Annotated in this window: 12 protein-coding genes; 2 read left to right on the forward strand and 10 right to left on the reverse strand. The window is 54.6% G+C overall.

Annotated elements, in window-relative coordinates:
- Positions 1–96 precede the first annotated feature (96 nt).
- Positions 97–480 (forward strand): helix-turn-helix domain-containing protein, encoded by a 384-nt coding sequence (locus tag ASD58_RS19325; RefSeq protein ID WP_057262836.1) that lies wholly within the window; start codon positions 97–99, stop codon positions 478–480.
- A 449-nt stretch (positions 481–929) separates the two neighbouring features.
- Here ASD58_RS19325 and ASD58_RS31685 read toward each other — a convergent pair whose 3' ends face one another.
- A complete protein-coding gene (locus ASD58_RS31685) occupies positions 930–1,142 on the reverse strand; it encodes a hypothetical protein (RefSeq protein WP_162253036.1) in 213 nt (70 codons plus the stop codon).
- Positions 1,143–1,302: 160 nt separating this feature from the next.
- Between ASD58_RS31685 and ASD58_RS19330 the strand changes: the two genes are divergently transcribed.
- Positions 1,303–1,527, forward strand: a complete 225-nt coding sequence (locus ASD58_RS19330; protein WP_156401368.1) for a hypothetical protein — start codon at positions 1,303–1,305, stop codon at positions 1,525–1,527.
- A gap of 317 nt (positions 1,528–1,844) precedes the next feature.
- On the opposite strand, the gene ASD58_RS31370 is transcribed toward ASD58_RS19330, so the two are convergent.
- From ASD58_RS31370 to ASD58_RS31380, 9 genes are all read right to left on the reverse strand, one after another.
- The gene (locus tag ASD58_RS31370; protein ID WP_156401369.1) at positions 1,845–2,318 is read right to left on the reverse strand and encodes a hypothetical protein; all 474 of its coding nucleotides are present in this window, start codon (positions 2,316–2,318) and stop codon (positions 1,845–1,847) included.
- Complete coding sequence (locus ASD58_RS30640; RefSeq protein WP_200951633.1) at positions 2,315–2,731, reverse strand: hypothetical protein; 417 nt, start codon at positions 2,729–2,731, stop codon at positions 2,315–2,317. Before ASD58_RS30640 ends, ASD58_RS31370 begins: the two co-directional genes overlap by 4 nt.
- Positions 2,709–9,671 carry an HNH/ENDO VII family nuclease gene (locus tag ASD58_RS19335; protein WP_156401370.1) on the reverse strand — a complete coding sequence of 2,321 codons (6,963 nt, stop codon included), beginning with the start codon at positions 9,669–9,671 and terminating at the stop codon, positions 2,709–2,711. Before ASD58_RS19335 ends, ASD58_RS30640 begins: the two co-directional genes overlap by 23 nt.
- A gap of 194 nt (positions 9,672–9,865) precedes the next feature.
- Positions 9,866–10,204 (reverse strand): hypothetical protein, encoded by a 339-nt coding sequence (locus ASD58_RS31375; RefSeq protein WP_156401371.1) that lies wholly within the window; start codon positions 10,202–10,204, stop codon positions 9,866–9,868.
- A gap of 63 nt (positions 10,205–10,267) precedes the next feature.
- The gene (locus tag ASD58_RS19340) at positions 10,268–10,594 is read right to left on the reverse strand and encodes a hypothetical protein (protein ID WP_057262839.1); all 327 of its coding nucleotides are present in this window, start codon (positions 10,592–10,594) and stop codon (positions 10,268–10,270) included.
- Positions 10,595–10,653: 59 nt separating this feature from the next.
- The gene (locus tag ASD58_RS19345; protein ID WP_229210025.1) at positions 10,654–10,986 is read right to left on the reverse strand and encodes a hypothetical protein; all 333 of its coding nucleotides are present in this window, start codon (positions 10,984–10,986) and stop codon (positions 10,654–10,656) included.
- Between the two features lie 146 nt (positions 10,987–11,132).
- Positions 11,133–11,660 carry a hypothetical protein gene (locus ASD58_RS19350; protein ID WP_057262841.1) on the reverse strand — a complete coding sequence of 176 codons (528 nt, stop codon included), beginning with the start codon at positions 11,658–11,660 and terminating at the stop codon, positions 11,133–11,135.
- Complete coding sequence (locus ASD58_RS19355) at positions 11,657–12,424, reverse strand: hypothetical protein (protein ID WP_156401372.1); 768 nt, start codon at positions 12,422–12,424, stop codon at positions 11,657–11,659. Before ASD58_RS19355 ends, ASD58_RS19350 begins: the two co-directional genes overlap by 4 nt.
- The gene (locus ASD58_RS31380) at positions 12,405–14,054 is read right to left on the reverse strand and encodes a GspE/PulE family protein (RefSeq protein WP_057262843.1); all 1,650 of its coding nucleotides are present in this window, start codon (positions 14,052–14,054) and stop codon (positions 12,405–12,407) included. Before ASD58_RS31380 ends, ASD58_RS19355 begins: the two co-directional genes overlap by 20 nt.
- Positions 14,055–14,057 lie beyond the last annotated feature (3 nt).

Consider the following 14,057-nt stretch of genomic DNA (forward strand, 5'->3'; position numbering starts at 1 on the left):
ATTCCCCTCTAAAACCTGTCAATAACCGTTTCATGTTTTATTTTAATACCTTATACTGTTGTTGTGTAAAACAGTTTTTAGAACAGGGGGTAGAGTATGCAGATCGCTACAGTGTGGTTCCTTCCCATGCACTTCCCCGCCAGACTCATCCAATTGCGCAAAGCGCTGAACCTGACCCAGCAAAGTCTGGCCAGCGCGGCCGAACTGCACGTCAATCAGATTCGCAGGTATGAGGCGGGGACGGCGCAACCAACCTTAGAAGCCCTCATACGACTTGCCAAGGTCTTGCATGTGCGGCTTGACGATCTGGTGTTCGGCGAGGGCGAACGCGGCCCCGACGAGGATATGGCGCTGCTGTTCGAGGCCATCAGCGAGTTCACCGAGGACGAGAAGCAAACCGTGCGCACCGTGCTGTCCGGCATGGTGCTCCAGCATTCGGCACGGCGCTGGGATTCACGCAGCACGACCAACAACAAGTAAGTCGCCAGCTTGGCGGCAAGCGCAAGCAGCGCCCCCACCCACCGGCAAACGCCGCTGGGGTTGCGGGGCCTTTTTAGCTACTAAAAAGAAGATGGCTGTGCACCGGCCACCTCCACCGTGCCGGTCGAACTAACAATCCACTAACATCTGGCTAACAAATCACTAACGGTTTGCTACATCCTGGCCGCCTGCCGGCGGCGCGGCCGAAATCCGTGTATGCGTTGACGCTTACAAATCGCCGTCGAAGGCGGCTTTTGTCTTACACGAGAAACCCAGCAGCCATGCGGGTTCTCGGCCGATTTCGCACACCAGCGTATGCGTTCCTTTATGTTCCACTAAGAAGCCTGAGAGGGGTTGTACGGCACGCCGGCTGCGCGGCGATGGCCGGCGACGCATCCTGGCCACGCCGGCCGATGTCACCGCCATGTAACCCCTTTGTGATCCGCATGTCACCGTTTTGTGATCGCCGTGTTCATCGGCCGGCACCGTTTTGTAATCGCTTTGTTCACCCGGTCGGCGGTCGGCTGCGGACCGCAAGGCGTCAGCACCCGTGCTGCCAAAGTCGGCCCGACCGCGCTTGCTGTCTGCCAACGCAACGCCAGTCGCCATGCGGGTTTGCGGCCGTTTTCAGACCGCAGCGTCAGCACCTCTTTATGTTCCACTAAGGCCGCTTGATTGGGTCTCGGGGCTGCGCCCTGAGTTCAGTGAAGAGCTGGACGGCGTGATGGGGGCGACGCCACCGAACGCCGGCCGGCGGCGTATGGGCGCGGCTTGCCGCGTCCGTACGCTTCTCATCCTGTCCTCTGGTTGTCGGGGTGGGCAGTGTATGAAATCGTGTATGAAATCGTGTATGGAATCGTGTACGGGTTCGGGGATGGTTCAGTGGGCAATGCCGTGGCCGGCGGCATCGACGACCTGGCCAATGATGCCGTGGACACGCTGTATTACAAGTGGGGGCGAAAGCCTATCCTGCGCTCGAACGCCACCACGCGAAATCTTGGTAATACCAAGATTCATCAGCAAAGCGTTAAACATAGAAGACGGTAGCGTTTAACGCGCAAAGCCAGCCGCAGCGCGGCTTTGCGCCGCGACCGGAGGTTGCGTGATGTGTGAGAGATTGGCGGGGGCGCGGGGGCTCCCCGCACCGGGCCGAGCGGGACGTCGCTAGCGGCCGCACCGCTACCGGGCGGCCTTTTCGACAGGATACGAACGGGATACAAATGGGATACGGCTGGTGGCCGATGGGATACGACGGGATACGAACCGGACGCGAATCATGGCGGGACTGTGCAGCGGCCGGACAGGTTGTCCGCCGCTACAGCCGAGGCCGCGCCCGAATGTCAGATCCGGGGCCCCGTCGCCTGTCAATTTACCGTTGCTTTTGCAAAAAAATCGCTCAGATGCTGACTGACCACCTCAATACCCTCAGGAGGGAAACTCTTACCTTCCACACCGACGAAATCATGAAGCACTCGCACAAGAGGTGGATCGTCAGTAATGGTTCTTAAGTCAAGAAAGTAGGGGTCACCCGATCCAATTGCGCAGGCTGCTATCGGCAACAACCCCATTGCCATCACTGATAGACCTGGTTCGCTTTCAAAGGCTTCAGAAACCATCTGAATTGGCGTGAGCCATTTGAGTTCCGCGCCAATCCCAGACTCATCATCATTCTCTGTCAGTGAAAGAGAAGCCCCAGCCAATCTAAATTCCCCCATGGCAACAATTAGCCAATCTGGAGCTAAGCCTTGGGGAAATCGCGATCTTAGTGTTGATAAATCTACGTCCGTGGAACACACCCCTTTAAGGGCAATGGCAGTTTCTTCCGCAATGACAGTCATGGAATCTCCAATACCTTCGCTAATGGGCCATCTTTCTTTGCTAGCAATGACCACCCAGGCTTTGCGCCATCGGTCAATTCAGCGACAAGGCCCTCTCTTACGAATACCCGAGCAAACGATTTCCCGCCACGCATGGACCACTCAACAGACAATTGACTTGGATGAGTCGGCAATGAAAATTCCAAGTCGCCGTTCACGTAATCAACGGGATTCGCAAATGGCATATTTTCAGGACTCGTCCATTCAGGCTCCATCGGCGCGGCACATCGGTTGTATAACCAAACATCAGAAGATATTTTACCGTCAGCCGCCATTAAGTAAGCGTATGCAACTCGTCCATCATCATCAACCACAAGCACCTGCCTACTCGCACCATCGCGAAACTCAACATTAAAATCCGTTAAAACGTCCACTGTCCCACTCCTTATTCCAATAGTCACGACGCTCTTGGTTGAATTTGCCGCGATCAATTTTAGAAGGTTCTTGGCCTGTATTGTCGTGATTATTCTTAAAATTACCCTTTCCACGATGTTCAGTTCGCGTCATCTCATCTAAAGGGCTATCTGGCTTCTGCCCATTGTGGTGAAGCTCGACCGGATGACCATCTTCCCCGATCGGCGCATTCCCTCGTTTATCAGGAGCGGCTTTCAACTCATCATTAGGTATCTTGTGGCCGTCCTGCTTAGTTTCAGCTTCGCTGTTTGTACCATTTGCATCACCAGACAACGCATCCTGAGGTTCGGCATCGCCAGTAGCCTGTATTTCCTGATAAACCTCAGCAGCAATAATGATCCCTGCCCCGACCCCAGCGATCACATCCGCGGGGAGATCCTCGGGACCACCGCCAGCTAAGATAGTTGTGCCTGCAAACCGTCCTGCTCGGGGCAGCGCTTTAACGGTGCCTCTCACAACCGCAGGAGCGACTCGCCGCACGGCACGCGCGCCATTTTTCGCGAGCTGACTTGCTTTCGCACTGAGTTCATTCATCAGTCTCCGGATAGTGTCACGGTCGCGGCAAGCCCAGCATCGCATTTCCCAGACTTGTTCGACATAGTCGAACCCAGTCGGGTCGGTAAAATTGGTCGGACTGTTCAGCACATAACTGTAGCGATTATAGTTTTGGCCGTTCAGCGTGTCGGTAATGTGTGGATCTGGGGAAACAAATTTCGACAGCACCGGATCATAAATCCTGCCGTTCATATGCACCAGCTCGAGCTGGTCCAGCATCTCATGACCGGTAAAGCCTTTGTTGTCCGCAAAATTCTGCGTCCCGAGCGTGGTACCGCCATCTAAGCCTCGCCGCTTGCCCCATGCATCGAAAGCCATTCTGTCGCGCAGAATGCCGACTTCGTTCGACAACGCCACTGGGCTCCCCAGCCAATCCCTGTGGGACCAGTTCAGCTCGCTGGTCGCGATATCGGGCCTGTCTATCTCAACACCCAGGCCGTTTGGCCAATAGGTCTTAACAGTAGTCTTGTTGTCCTTAATCTCAACTTCCTGGGCACCTGCGTATATGACCTCTGTGCCATCACTGCGCGACTGGCGGGTACGCTGATGTTCCGGGCCATAAGTAAAGGTAGACCACGTGCTACCCTTTGTAATGCGGGCCGGCATGTTAAACGACGTCCAGGCGATTCCACCGGCTGGCGTGCTGATCATATTACCGTTGTCGTCGTAACCGTAATTACCCAGACCAGTCACACTTTTCACCGCATGAGGGTGTGGATTGCCTTCGCCCTGCAGGTCGTAGCCATAGATGGCGCCGCTCTTTTCGATCATGTTACCGGCGTCATCGTATTTAAATACCTGAGTCGCCGTGCCAACCGTGCTGGTTTCCAGTCGGTTCAATTTGTCATAGGTGAAGGTTTCATGGAAACCGTTAGTGTCCCAATACAGATTGCGAGTTTTTACGCTGGCGATCTCGTCGTATTCGTAGCCCTCGGTCAAACGCGGTGCCGAGCCCAATTGCAAGCTGGCTCCCTTGAATCGGCCAGAATATTCATCGAAGTCTTGTGACTGGACCAAGCCATTTCCCAACAAGACTTTGGTTCGACGCAGACTCGCATCTTGCGCTTTCACTTCCCACAGTGACCGTGTTCCGCGCAGCACTTTCCATAAATAGCCAGCGTTGGTGTATTCCAGACTGAACTGTTTTGGCGTACTAGTGCCTCGCCAATGGCTAATAGTTTTGAGACGACCGACCGTATCGTAAACCTGCTCACTTCGATATTCCGTATTGCCGATCTTCTGCATGTTGTGCTTCGGACGGCCAAGTGGATCATAGCTATGGCTACGATAGTAGTCTTTCGCGGTCTCCGTGCCAGTGAAGGTTTCGGCCAACTGGCCTTTGCCGAAGGCCGCCGTATCGTACACCCAATGGCTCTCCAGTCCTGGCTCAGTCGCCGAAATGGCGGGCTCGTAACGCGCCGTCATGCGGTCGAGTGCATCGTAATCCATTCGGGTCTTTTTACCGGTTCCTTGACGCACCGTGAACTGCTCGCGAGTCCGGCCGACTGGATCGACGGTATACTGGATTAAGCCCAAATCGGGGTCATTCAGTTTTTCTTTGCGTCCCCACAAGTCAAACGAAACAATAATCGCGTTGCCGTTAGGGTCGATCGTCTTGGCCAAATTCCCGAATGGATCGTATTCGAATTTCGTGTTTTTTCCATTAGGATCGAGTACCGTTTCAATCTGCCCCAACACGTCGCGGGTTTCCGTGCGTGATAACCCTCGCGCATTAGTGCGCGTAACCGCAAGGCCCTTGAACTCAGTTTCTGTAGCGCGCTCATAGCGACCTTCGTCCTGCGTCACGTATTTCTTAACCCGACCCAGGATGTCATATTCGGTGCGGCTCGCCCAATTTCGAGGCTTTGCCGCGTCACGTGGATGATATGCATGCCACACGCGACCCAAATTGTCATAGTCTTGCTCGCCAAGAATGACGCTACCGTCGATGCTCCAGGTCTGCGTGCGCAAGATGTGACCGATGCTGTCGCTGAACTCGATCTTTGGAACAGCGATTCGAACGCCGCCGTTGTACTGTTCCGAGATGCGAACAAGCGAAGCCCCCGCCGGACAGCTAGTCTGGCAAACCTTTTGATAGACGCGAGTTTCGTTGCCGTCGGGGCGCAGTTCTTTTTGCACACGGCCGAAACCATCGATTGTCCACGTGGTAGTAAAGCCGTTCAGGTCGGTCCGGGTGAGTACAGCGCCGCTGCCGTTATCATTGGTACGGTTCTCGACGTGGTCGTTACCGGTCGCCACTTTCTTGGTGACTTTTAGCGCATACCGTCCGTTCGGTTCGAATTCGGTAACCGTTTCTCGGCTTACCGCAAGTTTCGTCACCGGGTCAATCCAGCTCTGCCGCACAAGACCAGCGAGGCCAAACGGATTGTTGCTCCGGTCGTAGGTAGTGGTTACTTGGTACTTCTCCACTCCAGGTTCTACGATGTCGGTCGCCGGCAAGCCTGTCGTGTCGTTATAGGTGTGTTTGACGGTTCGGGTTAAGGAACCCTTGGCGGAGGTACGCGTAGTAGTAGCAGCATCCAGCAGGCCAAACAACCAACGACTAGCATCGGCCGGCTTAAAGATGTTGTCGACAGTGGTAATGAAGGTTTTGCCAGCACCAGTCGACGTGACGACCTGTCGCTTCAAATTCGCCCAATTGTCTGGTGTGAACTCATTATGAGTTGCCACGGTGCCAAGCGGGTCACCAAACAAATCTAGGCGCGTCGTTGAACTATCGCTGACATAAACAAACTTGGTAGTTGCACCATTTGCTTGCACCAAGTCCACCGAGCGAACATCATTGACAGTGCTCATCAACGCAACGCTGCCATTGGCTACGACCACCTTCGCAACTTGGCCGGTGAAAGGCCATTGTTGACGGTAAGTAGTAGTCGATACGATCCCGGTCTGTTCATCGGTTTCTTCGACGCTGGCAAAGCCCAGGGCACCACGTCCCGCCACATCGGTGGCTGCATCGCGATAAGCGTAACGCACTGTGCGATCTGCACTGACGCCGTTGCCGAGCTTGATGCGACGCACCAGTTTCTCCGGCGAACGCATTGGCTGAATCGGATAAGCCAGGCTAGAGTCGGTCAGGTTGGGGACCAGCCCGTTTGGCAGGGCATCAGCGTACTCAACTGCGCTACTTGCTTTATTGCCGTTCGTGACTTTCACTAAACGGTCAAGCGCTTCGCCATCTGCAGCAACGTCCACTGGTTCAAATACTTCCCAGCGTCCGTCCTCAACCCACTGGTTGTTTACGACGTAGCCGCTGTGGTACTTCACAACTTGCGGGCGGCCGGTGCCCAGCAAATCCATGAAGTAGAAGGTATTTCCGCCGACGCCTTGATAAGGCCCATATGACATATTCAGACCTGCCCATGGGTTGCACACCATGTTAGTGTCGCCGTCACTTGTGCCGTTGGTAGTGTCATCCCCCATCACACGGCAGACTTCGAGTTCACCTGTCGGGGACGGTTGCAGACCAGCCGGATAACTCATCTTCTCAACCAAAAGAGCCGGTGCGCCATCGCCAACGAAATTGCCAACAGTCCGGATCACACGGTAGTCTGCACCGCTATATTTACGACGCACGCCACAGTCAAGGGCCCGACCAGTCGACAGGCAAAGAGTCATTTCAGCCTTGTCATAGGTACGAACACCATTCGGATACGCGAACTGCAGATACCCGAATGCCAAACTGTTGTAGCCCGAACCATTGAAATCTGCCGTCAACAGTCCGCCTTCCGCCGGCTTATCGAAACGATAGGCGAGCTGCATAGGAACCGTCGAGGCTTTGTAGAAGTCGTATGGATAGACGTAGTTGCTGACTGGGTTATCGTCAAAACCGGCACCGTAAATTGATATGATTGGTTTTGTATTCACCCAAACCGGCTTTGGCAACTCGATCGTTTCAGAGCCATCTTGCAAAGTTTTCGTAGCGTACATCCACGACCAACGGACGTCATAAGGCTTACCCACGCCCGCGAAGTCAACCATTTGGGTGACATACGAATACATGTGATAACTATCATCGTCAGGCCAGCCACCGAGAACGCTCGGTACTTGCGTGACGGCCTCGCAGCCATGCTGTACGCAGCGTGTAACGGTGTAACCCATGCGCGCAAAGTGGGCAGCACGGCCTTCGCCATAGATATCTGCAACGTATGGCGTTGTGGTAGCTCCTTCAGAACCCGTTGCGGGCAGGTCTGGAGTACACGTAAATGTGATTCGTGAACCTGGGGTTCCCAGGTTGCCTGGCTTGCCAAGCGGAGACAGACAAATCTGTGCGCGGTTAGTGTAAACCAGCAAATCGAGCGCACCGTCCCCATCGAAGTCGCCAGTATCCATTACGACAAATTGTTCGCCGGTGTTCAGGCCATAACTGTATTCTGCAAAACCGCTGCCAGTGTTACGGAAATAGCGGTACTGCGAATATTTGGTATATGGCGGAAGCGGATTGTTGGCCACATCTCCATCACCACTCTTCGAGACAACACGCTTTTCAAGTACATCGTCGTACCCATCATGATCGAAGTCGCTAAAGGCAAAATACTCCGAATGGATCTTGGCATACAAGATACCAGTCCAATCGTCGGGACGGTACGTGGTCATGATCGGCGCGCCGGCCCAGAAGCCGCGGCTGACAAAACCTGGCGTCTTGCCTGGTGCAGGTTTGCCCCAGTTAAAAGTAGTCGGCTGGAGACAGACTTCGGCACCACCGATTGGTGACAAAGCACAAGCTTTTACCGATGACAGCAGGCTGCGTCCGCTCGTTGGGCTGTTCTCATATGCAAGCTTGTACTCGTGCACCCTGCGCGAGTCGGCCGTAACCATCGCCCCATCCAGATTGCTCCCCACATAAGTGCGGATGGTACGAATGCGCTGACGCAGATCATTGCGAGTTTCGTCGATATAGCGCTTCCATGCATCGGTGCGGCCTTCAGGCACAAACTCCACTGCCGCATGCGACGCCTTGCCCGAACCACCGTAGCGGACATATCTCGGTATATGCTCGCCAGTGGTCATGTCTTGCGCATATTCGTAACTAATGTAGTTACCGATCCGATCGACAACACGCGCGATTGCCCAGGATTGCGCACCCTGTTTCGCAGCAAGATTAGGCTGAGGTGCTTCAGCGCCGCTTGCAACTGGTCCGACCACGGCCTGCACGGTCGCGGTGCCGCCGCCATAAGTGGTCACGCGACCGTCTTTAGATTCAACTTTGAAGGTCATTCCTTCAGGCTTGTTGAACAAAGTGATGCGATTGAAGCTCTCGATCTCAGTACGATACTCGGCACCGTCAGCCCAATAGCTTGCGTCCGACAAACCTGCATTTACGAGTACCAGTCGTTGTCCGTCCAGGCAGAGGCGATCGCCGTTGTTGAAGGAAATCCGGCTGTTGATACCGTCCTGTGCGACCGTCTTGCCGCAGCGGTGGATGTGGGACATTCCGCCAAGCGACCAGCCGAGGCCGAGCAGACTGTTGCCGCCGTCGCTGGAATAATTCAGAGAAAGCTGCGGCGCCATACCAGCCGTACCTGGCGGCACCGCGAGCGCCATCGAATAGCTTGCTGTGCCATTTGGACTGACCGACAATGCTCCCGGCAGGCTACCGGCATCCGGGTCGTTCAGGTTTGGAATCGACAGATTCGCCAACGAGAACTGCTCGATTGAACCTGCACCGCCGGTGCCGCCGGTGCCGCCTGTTCCGCCAGTGCCCCCGGCGCCTCCTGTTCCTCCCGTTCCGCCTCCAGGTGGCGTCGTTTGGGTAGACGAATCATCGTCAAACAGCAGGTTGAAAATCGCATCCATTGCAGCTGCCACGATGGCGGGACTTGGTCCAGTCGCTACTGGAGCAGTCACCGTCACCGTAAAGATAGGCGAGTTGCCTTGCGCTCCTTTTTCAGTCGTTGCGTTGACGTACAGCCGGTACGTGCCCGGCGGTAGCGCGGCCGACAGATCGAAACTGCGCTGCGTATTGATCGGAACTTCGTTTGTCGTAAAGCTGACCGGGAATTCCTGCATGGCCAATGCAGTCGATTTACCTTCTTGATACAGGTAGACGGTATTGACTGCATCAGCGGTCTGCGATGCCTTTACAGAGCCTTTAATCCCGGCGTTGAACGTCGTAGCAGGTGCTACAACTGTGCCGTTCTTCCCTTCCAGGGACGAGTATGTGACCTGCGCGTGCGCCGAATTCGTCAGCATCAAGGCCACGCAGAGCAGCAGGAAGGCAAACCAGTTAAGCCACCCTCTGCTACTCTGGTGAATTACTGTTGCCGCGTGCTGCTGTTGGGTGACGGTATTGGACATGACAAAATTGGACGTCGCAGAAGACACTGTTTTCTCCGCATCGCTATGCGATGGCTGAACTAGCTGGGCGAGTTAAATTAAATAGAAGATCGAGCGGCGCAAACCATCCGCCTCGAAATGACACTTGGAGCATTGGAACTAAGCTGGACGAGTTGAATAACGGTGCCACTATTTCCACTCTAAGTCGTTATTTCAACTAAATCTTCACCTAGGGAAGAATGTTATTGCTTCAAAATGTAGAGAGATTGGATTGGTGTCGCAAATCCCACGCATCCCGAATTCGCAACCTCCACTTTGATAGGCTTATCCGCGACTAAAGCAGACAAAGCTGTGGCCAGGATTTCTTTGGAACCGCTCCAGCTAAGGTCAATCTTATAGGTATCCGTATTGCACAGTGATACTTGATCTATCCGAACGTAGACTGCACCAGGCGCACCTTGCACATTATATGGACGGACTTCCAGAATTTTTACCGGCCCAGTTGTTGGCTCTGCAAAAGCGATATTACAGAAAAAACTGGCCGCCACAGCGGCAAGCAGAATCGAAATGCGGTGGATCATGAACTATTCCCAACTTCTCTAAACAAACTCTATTCTTTCAACGAAAAAACCAAAAATGCTCCATTATTCTGAGATTTCCACCAATTCAACGTTACATGTGGTCCCATTTCCTCCAGGCTGACTGTAGTCGACGCGACTAATGTGCTTACCAGTAAGCTTAGCGGCAAGAAGTTGGACATAAAGGCCTTTTTTATCCGGAGAAATATACTGAACTCCATTCAGGCAGTTCTGACCTACCGACTCGACAAAATAAACGTAAAAGCTAGTACCTTGGGCTCCGATTTTAGCGATTGTCTTCGTGCCTTCGCTGAAATAGGTCGCCTGAGCATTGACCTGCGACACAAGACCAAAAAGCATCGCGGCAGTTGTCAAGAAAGTCGTTTTCATCATCAATTCTTTACCAAAAATTTCCTCAAAAGGTGTATAGAGTCAAAAGGCCAGAATGGACTTTACTTTTCAATGATCAGACCAATAATTCGAGGTCTCTGCTCGGTGCACTGGAAGTTACTGATGTACAAGGAGACGCTTTTCCCCATCGAGAAAGCCAACAGTGCAGCAGCATAAAACGTCTTATAACCTGGATCTGCGCTCGACGCGTAATAACCGTCCGCACTTGGGCAATTGGCCGGATTAATATGCGCTTGACCGGTATCAACTGTAAATAAATCCGCGCTCCAGCCAGTGCGAATTCTTACGACCGGAACAGGCCCAGTGTGTGTTTGCGCCTGCGCGTTTCCAATTACCAGGATCAAGAGGATCAGTGTACTTTTCAAAAAGCGCATTTTTCCAGCGAATTGAGTTAAGATTATTTTTACAATAATTTTTTGCGACGAGTATCTTCCCATACACTTGACTCGACAGCAACAAACATTTCCATAATGGAGATTATTTTTTGGAAACTGTATCGCTTGAACAACAAAAGTGATTGTTAGTGCAAGCCAAACTGTCCAGGCGCGAGGTTGAGGTGTAGCTCGAATTCTCGCGTAATCAGGTGACCACGCTCTAGCTTGGAGGTATGTATAAGGATTGCTCGTGAAAAGGCCGGATCCTCCTGAAGACGCTCCAGGTAGCGCATTACGCTTTCTCCGGCCTGCCCCTCACCTCTCAACACCAACGTTCCTTTACGTCGGTCGGGCCGGAATTCGAGTAGTTCAATCTCAGGGTCAGAGGCGCGCTCCGCAGCACGGAATACCCTCTCCCAAGGGAAGGCTCGCTCCTGTTGTAACAGGGTCCATTGACGCCGGAACTCTACGTCTTGCCGGCTCGGCTCCTGGCGCGCAGCGGCCTGCCGCGCACGGAAATGTTCGTTGCTGCGTATGACCGCCTCTGCATCCCGGTTCGCCAGATATCCCGCATGGCCAATCGTCAACGCACCAATTGCCATACATATGGCCATCAAATAGCCCAGGGCACGCGCCCGAGCACGCGGACGCAGCATCACGGCATAATCAATCATAGGAATCTCCGCCATTGCGGCGATTTAATTTGTCGCACCGAAACCGGCGTCGCAAATGCCCCTGCGATCCCCGCGAGCTCCTTATCCTCCGCATCCGCGCACAACGTGATTCCTTTGAATTCGGTGGAGTCGGAAGCCAATCTCGTCAACAGGCGACGCAACGCCTGCCGATATCCCCCTACGGCAGGCTCTGCATCGAAACGCTGGAGGCCAACGCAATCCATAAGCAAAGCGCTTACTGCATTCTCTTCCAGCACCAAAGTCAGCTCGCCCCCTGCCCCGCGCGCGCGACGTGCCGCCAAATAAGCCACGCCACCGATTGGAAGCGCAGTCGTCAAATCGAGGGAATAGCGAGCCGCCACAGCATGCAGTTCATCGAGCAACTGCCGCGGAACCGCGTAGGCCAAGCCTCGGGCCCCAAAATGCCGGAATTCTGCATGTACGACGTGCATGTCGTCGGTGCTTAGCCCAGCCTGTTCCAAATGGGCCAGCGCGTAAGCCTGCTTTTCTTCCGCGCCATGGATGCCAGGACTCCAGGGCAGGCTCACGCATCGCACGGCTAAACTTGGCAACATTACCGAAAGTTTGGCGGCACGCCGACGTGGCGGTGCAGCCTGCAGTAATGCTTCAAGCATTTCAGATGGCTTGGAGCTTGTCTGCGGCGGAAGCTGAACAGGCGCAAGCTCGCTAGTTGCGCCACGCCCAAGCCATGCATGTTCCCCAAAGAGACCCGCATATAAGCGCTCAGGCAATAAACGTAACACGATTGGCCTCCTCCAACGTGGTATGTCCTGCGCGGACAAGGTCCAACGCAACGTCGCGCAGGAAGCGTGTCCCTTCGCTGCGCGCCTGCGCCTTCAGGGCGCGAATGGTGGCACGGCCAATAATCAGTTCGCGGATTTCATCTGTCAGGCGCAGCACTTCAGCAATTGCGCGACGGCCACGATAGCCGGTATCACGGCACTGCTGGCAGCCGCGGCCGGCACGGAAGCGATAGTTTTGCGGATCGCTGATTCCCGATTCGCGCAGCAATTCTTCGTCAGGCACTACTGGTTCGCTGCAATGCGGGCAGTTCTGGCGCAACAGGCGTTGGGCCACAACGCCGCTCAAGGAAGAGACGAAGCTATAAGGATCAACTCCCATATGCATGAAGCGTCCAATCACGTCGAAGGTATTATTGGCGTGGACCGAGGTGAAGACCATATGTCCAGTCAGTGCCGATTGCACAGCGATCTGCGCAGTCTCGGAATCACGAATTTCACCGACCAGGATCTTGTCAGGATCATGGCGCAGGATCGAGCGCAAGCCAACGGCAAACGTCAGGCCCTTCTTTTCATTCACTGGAATTTGCAGAACGCCCGGCAACTGATATTCCACCGGGTCTTCAATGGTGATCAGCTTTTCTTCACCGCGATTGACCTCGGTAAGGGCCGCATAAAGCGTTGTAGTCTTGCCGCTACCGGTGGGGCCAGTGATCAGCATCATTCCATAAGGTTCAGATGCCAGCCGGCGCAACGAGCGAATCGTGTCCTCATCAAACCCGAGCGAATTGAGCGTGAGGCGCTGGACCGAATCGGTCAGCGCTTTCTTGTCCAGGATGCGCAGCACGGCGTCTTCGCCATGTATGCTGGGCATGATCGAGACGCGGATATCGATTTCGCGTCTCTTGGCACTCACGCGGAAGCGCCCATCCTGTGGAATTCGCTTCTCCGCAATATCAAGTTCGGCCAGGACCTTGGTGCGCGCGATGGTTTGCTCCGCCAACCCCGCACTATTCACCTCTGCGATCCGGGTCAGGACGCCGTCGATGCGAAACTTGATCACCATCCCGCCCGGTACCGTCTCCAGGTGAATGTCGCTCGCTTCGTAACGCAAGGCGTCAAACACCGTGGAGTTTACCAATTTGATCGCCGGGCTGCCCTCACTTTGGATCGCTGTCAGCGTCAACTCTTCCGCCGACGTCAGTTCCAGGCTCTGCTTTTCCTCACCAGCGACCGCATCGGCCACGGCACTGAAATTCGATTCGAAGGAGTCCAGGTAAGCCCGCAGCGCCAAAGGGTCAGCCAGGGCGATGCTGTCCGCTTGCAAACCGCGCGATGCCAACCAGATGCTGACGCCCGCGTCGAGCGGAGTCCCAAGTACGATGTGCAAGTTGCCTTCTGCATCGCGTGCCAGAAGCACGTTTTGCCCCAACATCTCGGCATAACCGGCCAGATCGAATGCCGGCAGCAGGCTCTCCAGTGTGCGCTCAAGCCCCTGGTAGCCGCACAATTCCGCTGCGTAGGCAACGCATTGCGTGCGCTGACCGACGTCATCCTGGCATAAGGCTGCGACCCAGTCACCATGCGGACGTGCGCCGACCACGGCCTTCTGCAATTGGTTCAAATCAAACAAATC

Origin of the sequence: Duganella sp. Root1480D1, from assembly GCF_001427305.1 — a bacterium.
In the GTDB taxonomy this organism is placed as follows: Bacteria; Pseudomonadota; Gammaproteobacteria; order Burkholderiales; family Burkholderiaceae_D; genus Rugamonas.

Excerpts from the sequence above, each read along its gene's own strand:
- ASD58_RS19340 (WP_057262839.1), bottom strand. The coding sequence starts at position 10,594 with ATGATGAAAACGACTTTCTTGACAACTGCCGCGATGCTTTTTGGTCTT.
- ASD58_RS19325 (WP_057262836.1), top strand. The coding sequence starts at position 97 with ATGCAGATCGCTACAGTGTGGTTCCTTCCCATGCACTTCCCCGCCAGA.
- ASD58_RS19345 (WP_229210025.1), bottom strand. The coding sequence starts at position 10,986 with ATGCGCTTTTTGAAAAGTACACTGATCCTCTTGATCCTGGTAATTGGA.
- ASD58_RS31370 (WP_156401369.1), bottom strand. The coding sequence starts at position 2,318 with ATGACTGTCATTGCGGAAGAAACTGCCATTGCCCTTAAAGGGGTGTGT.
- ASD58_RS19350 (WP_057262841.1), bottom strand. The coding sequence starts at position 11,660 with ATGATTGATTATGCCGTGATGCTGCGTCCGCGTGCTCGGGCGCGTGCC.
- ASD58_RS31375 (WP_156401371.1), bottom strand. The coding sequence starts at position 10,204 with ATGATCCACCGCATTTCGATTCTGCTTGCCGCTGTGGCGGCCAGTTTT.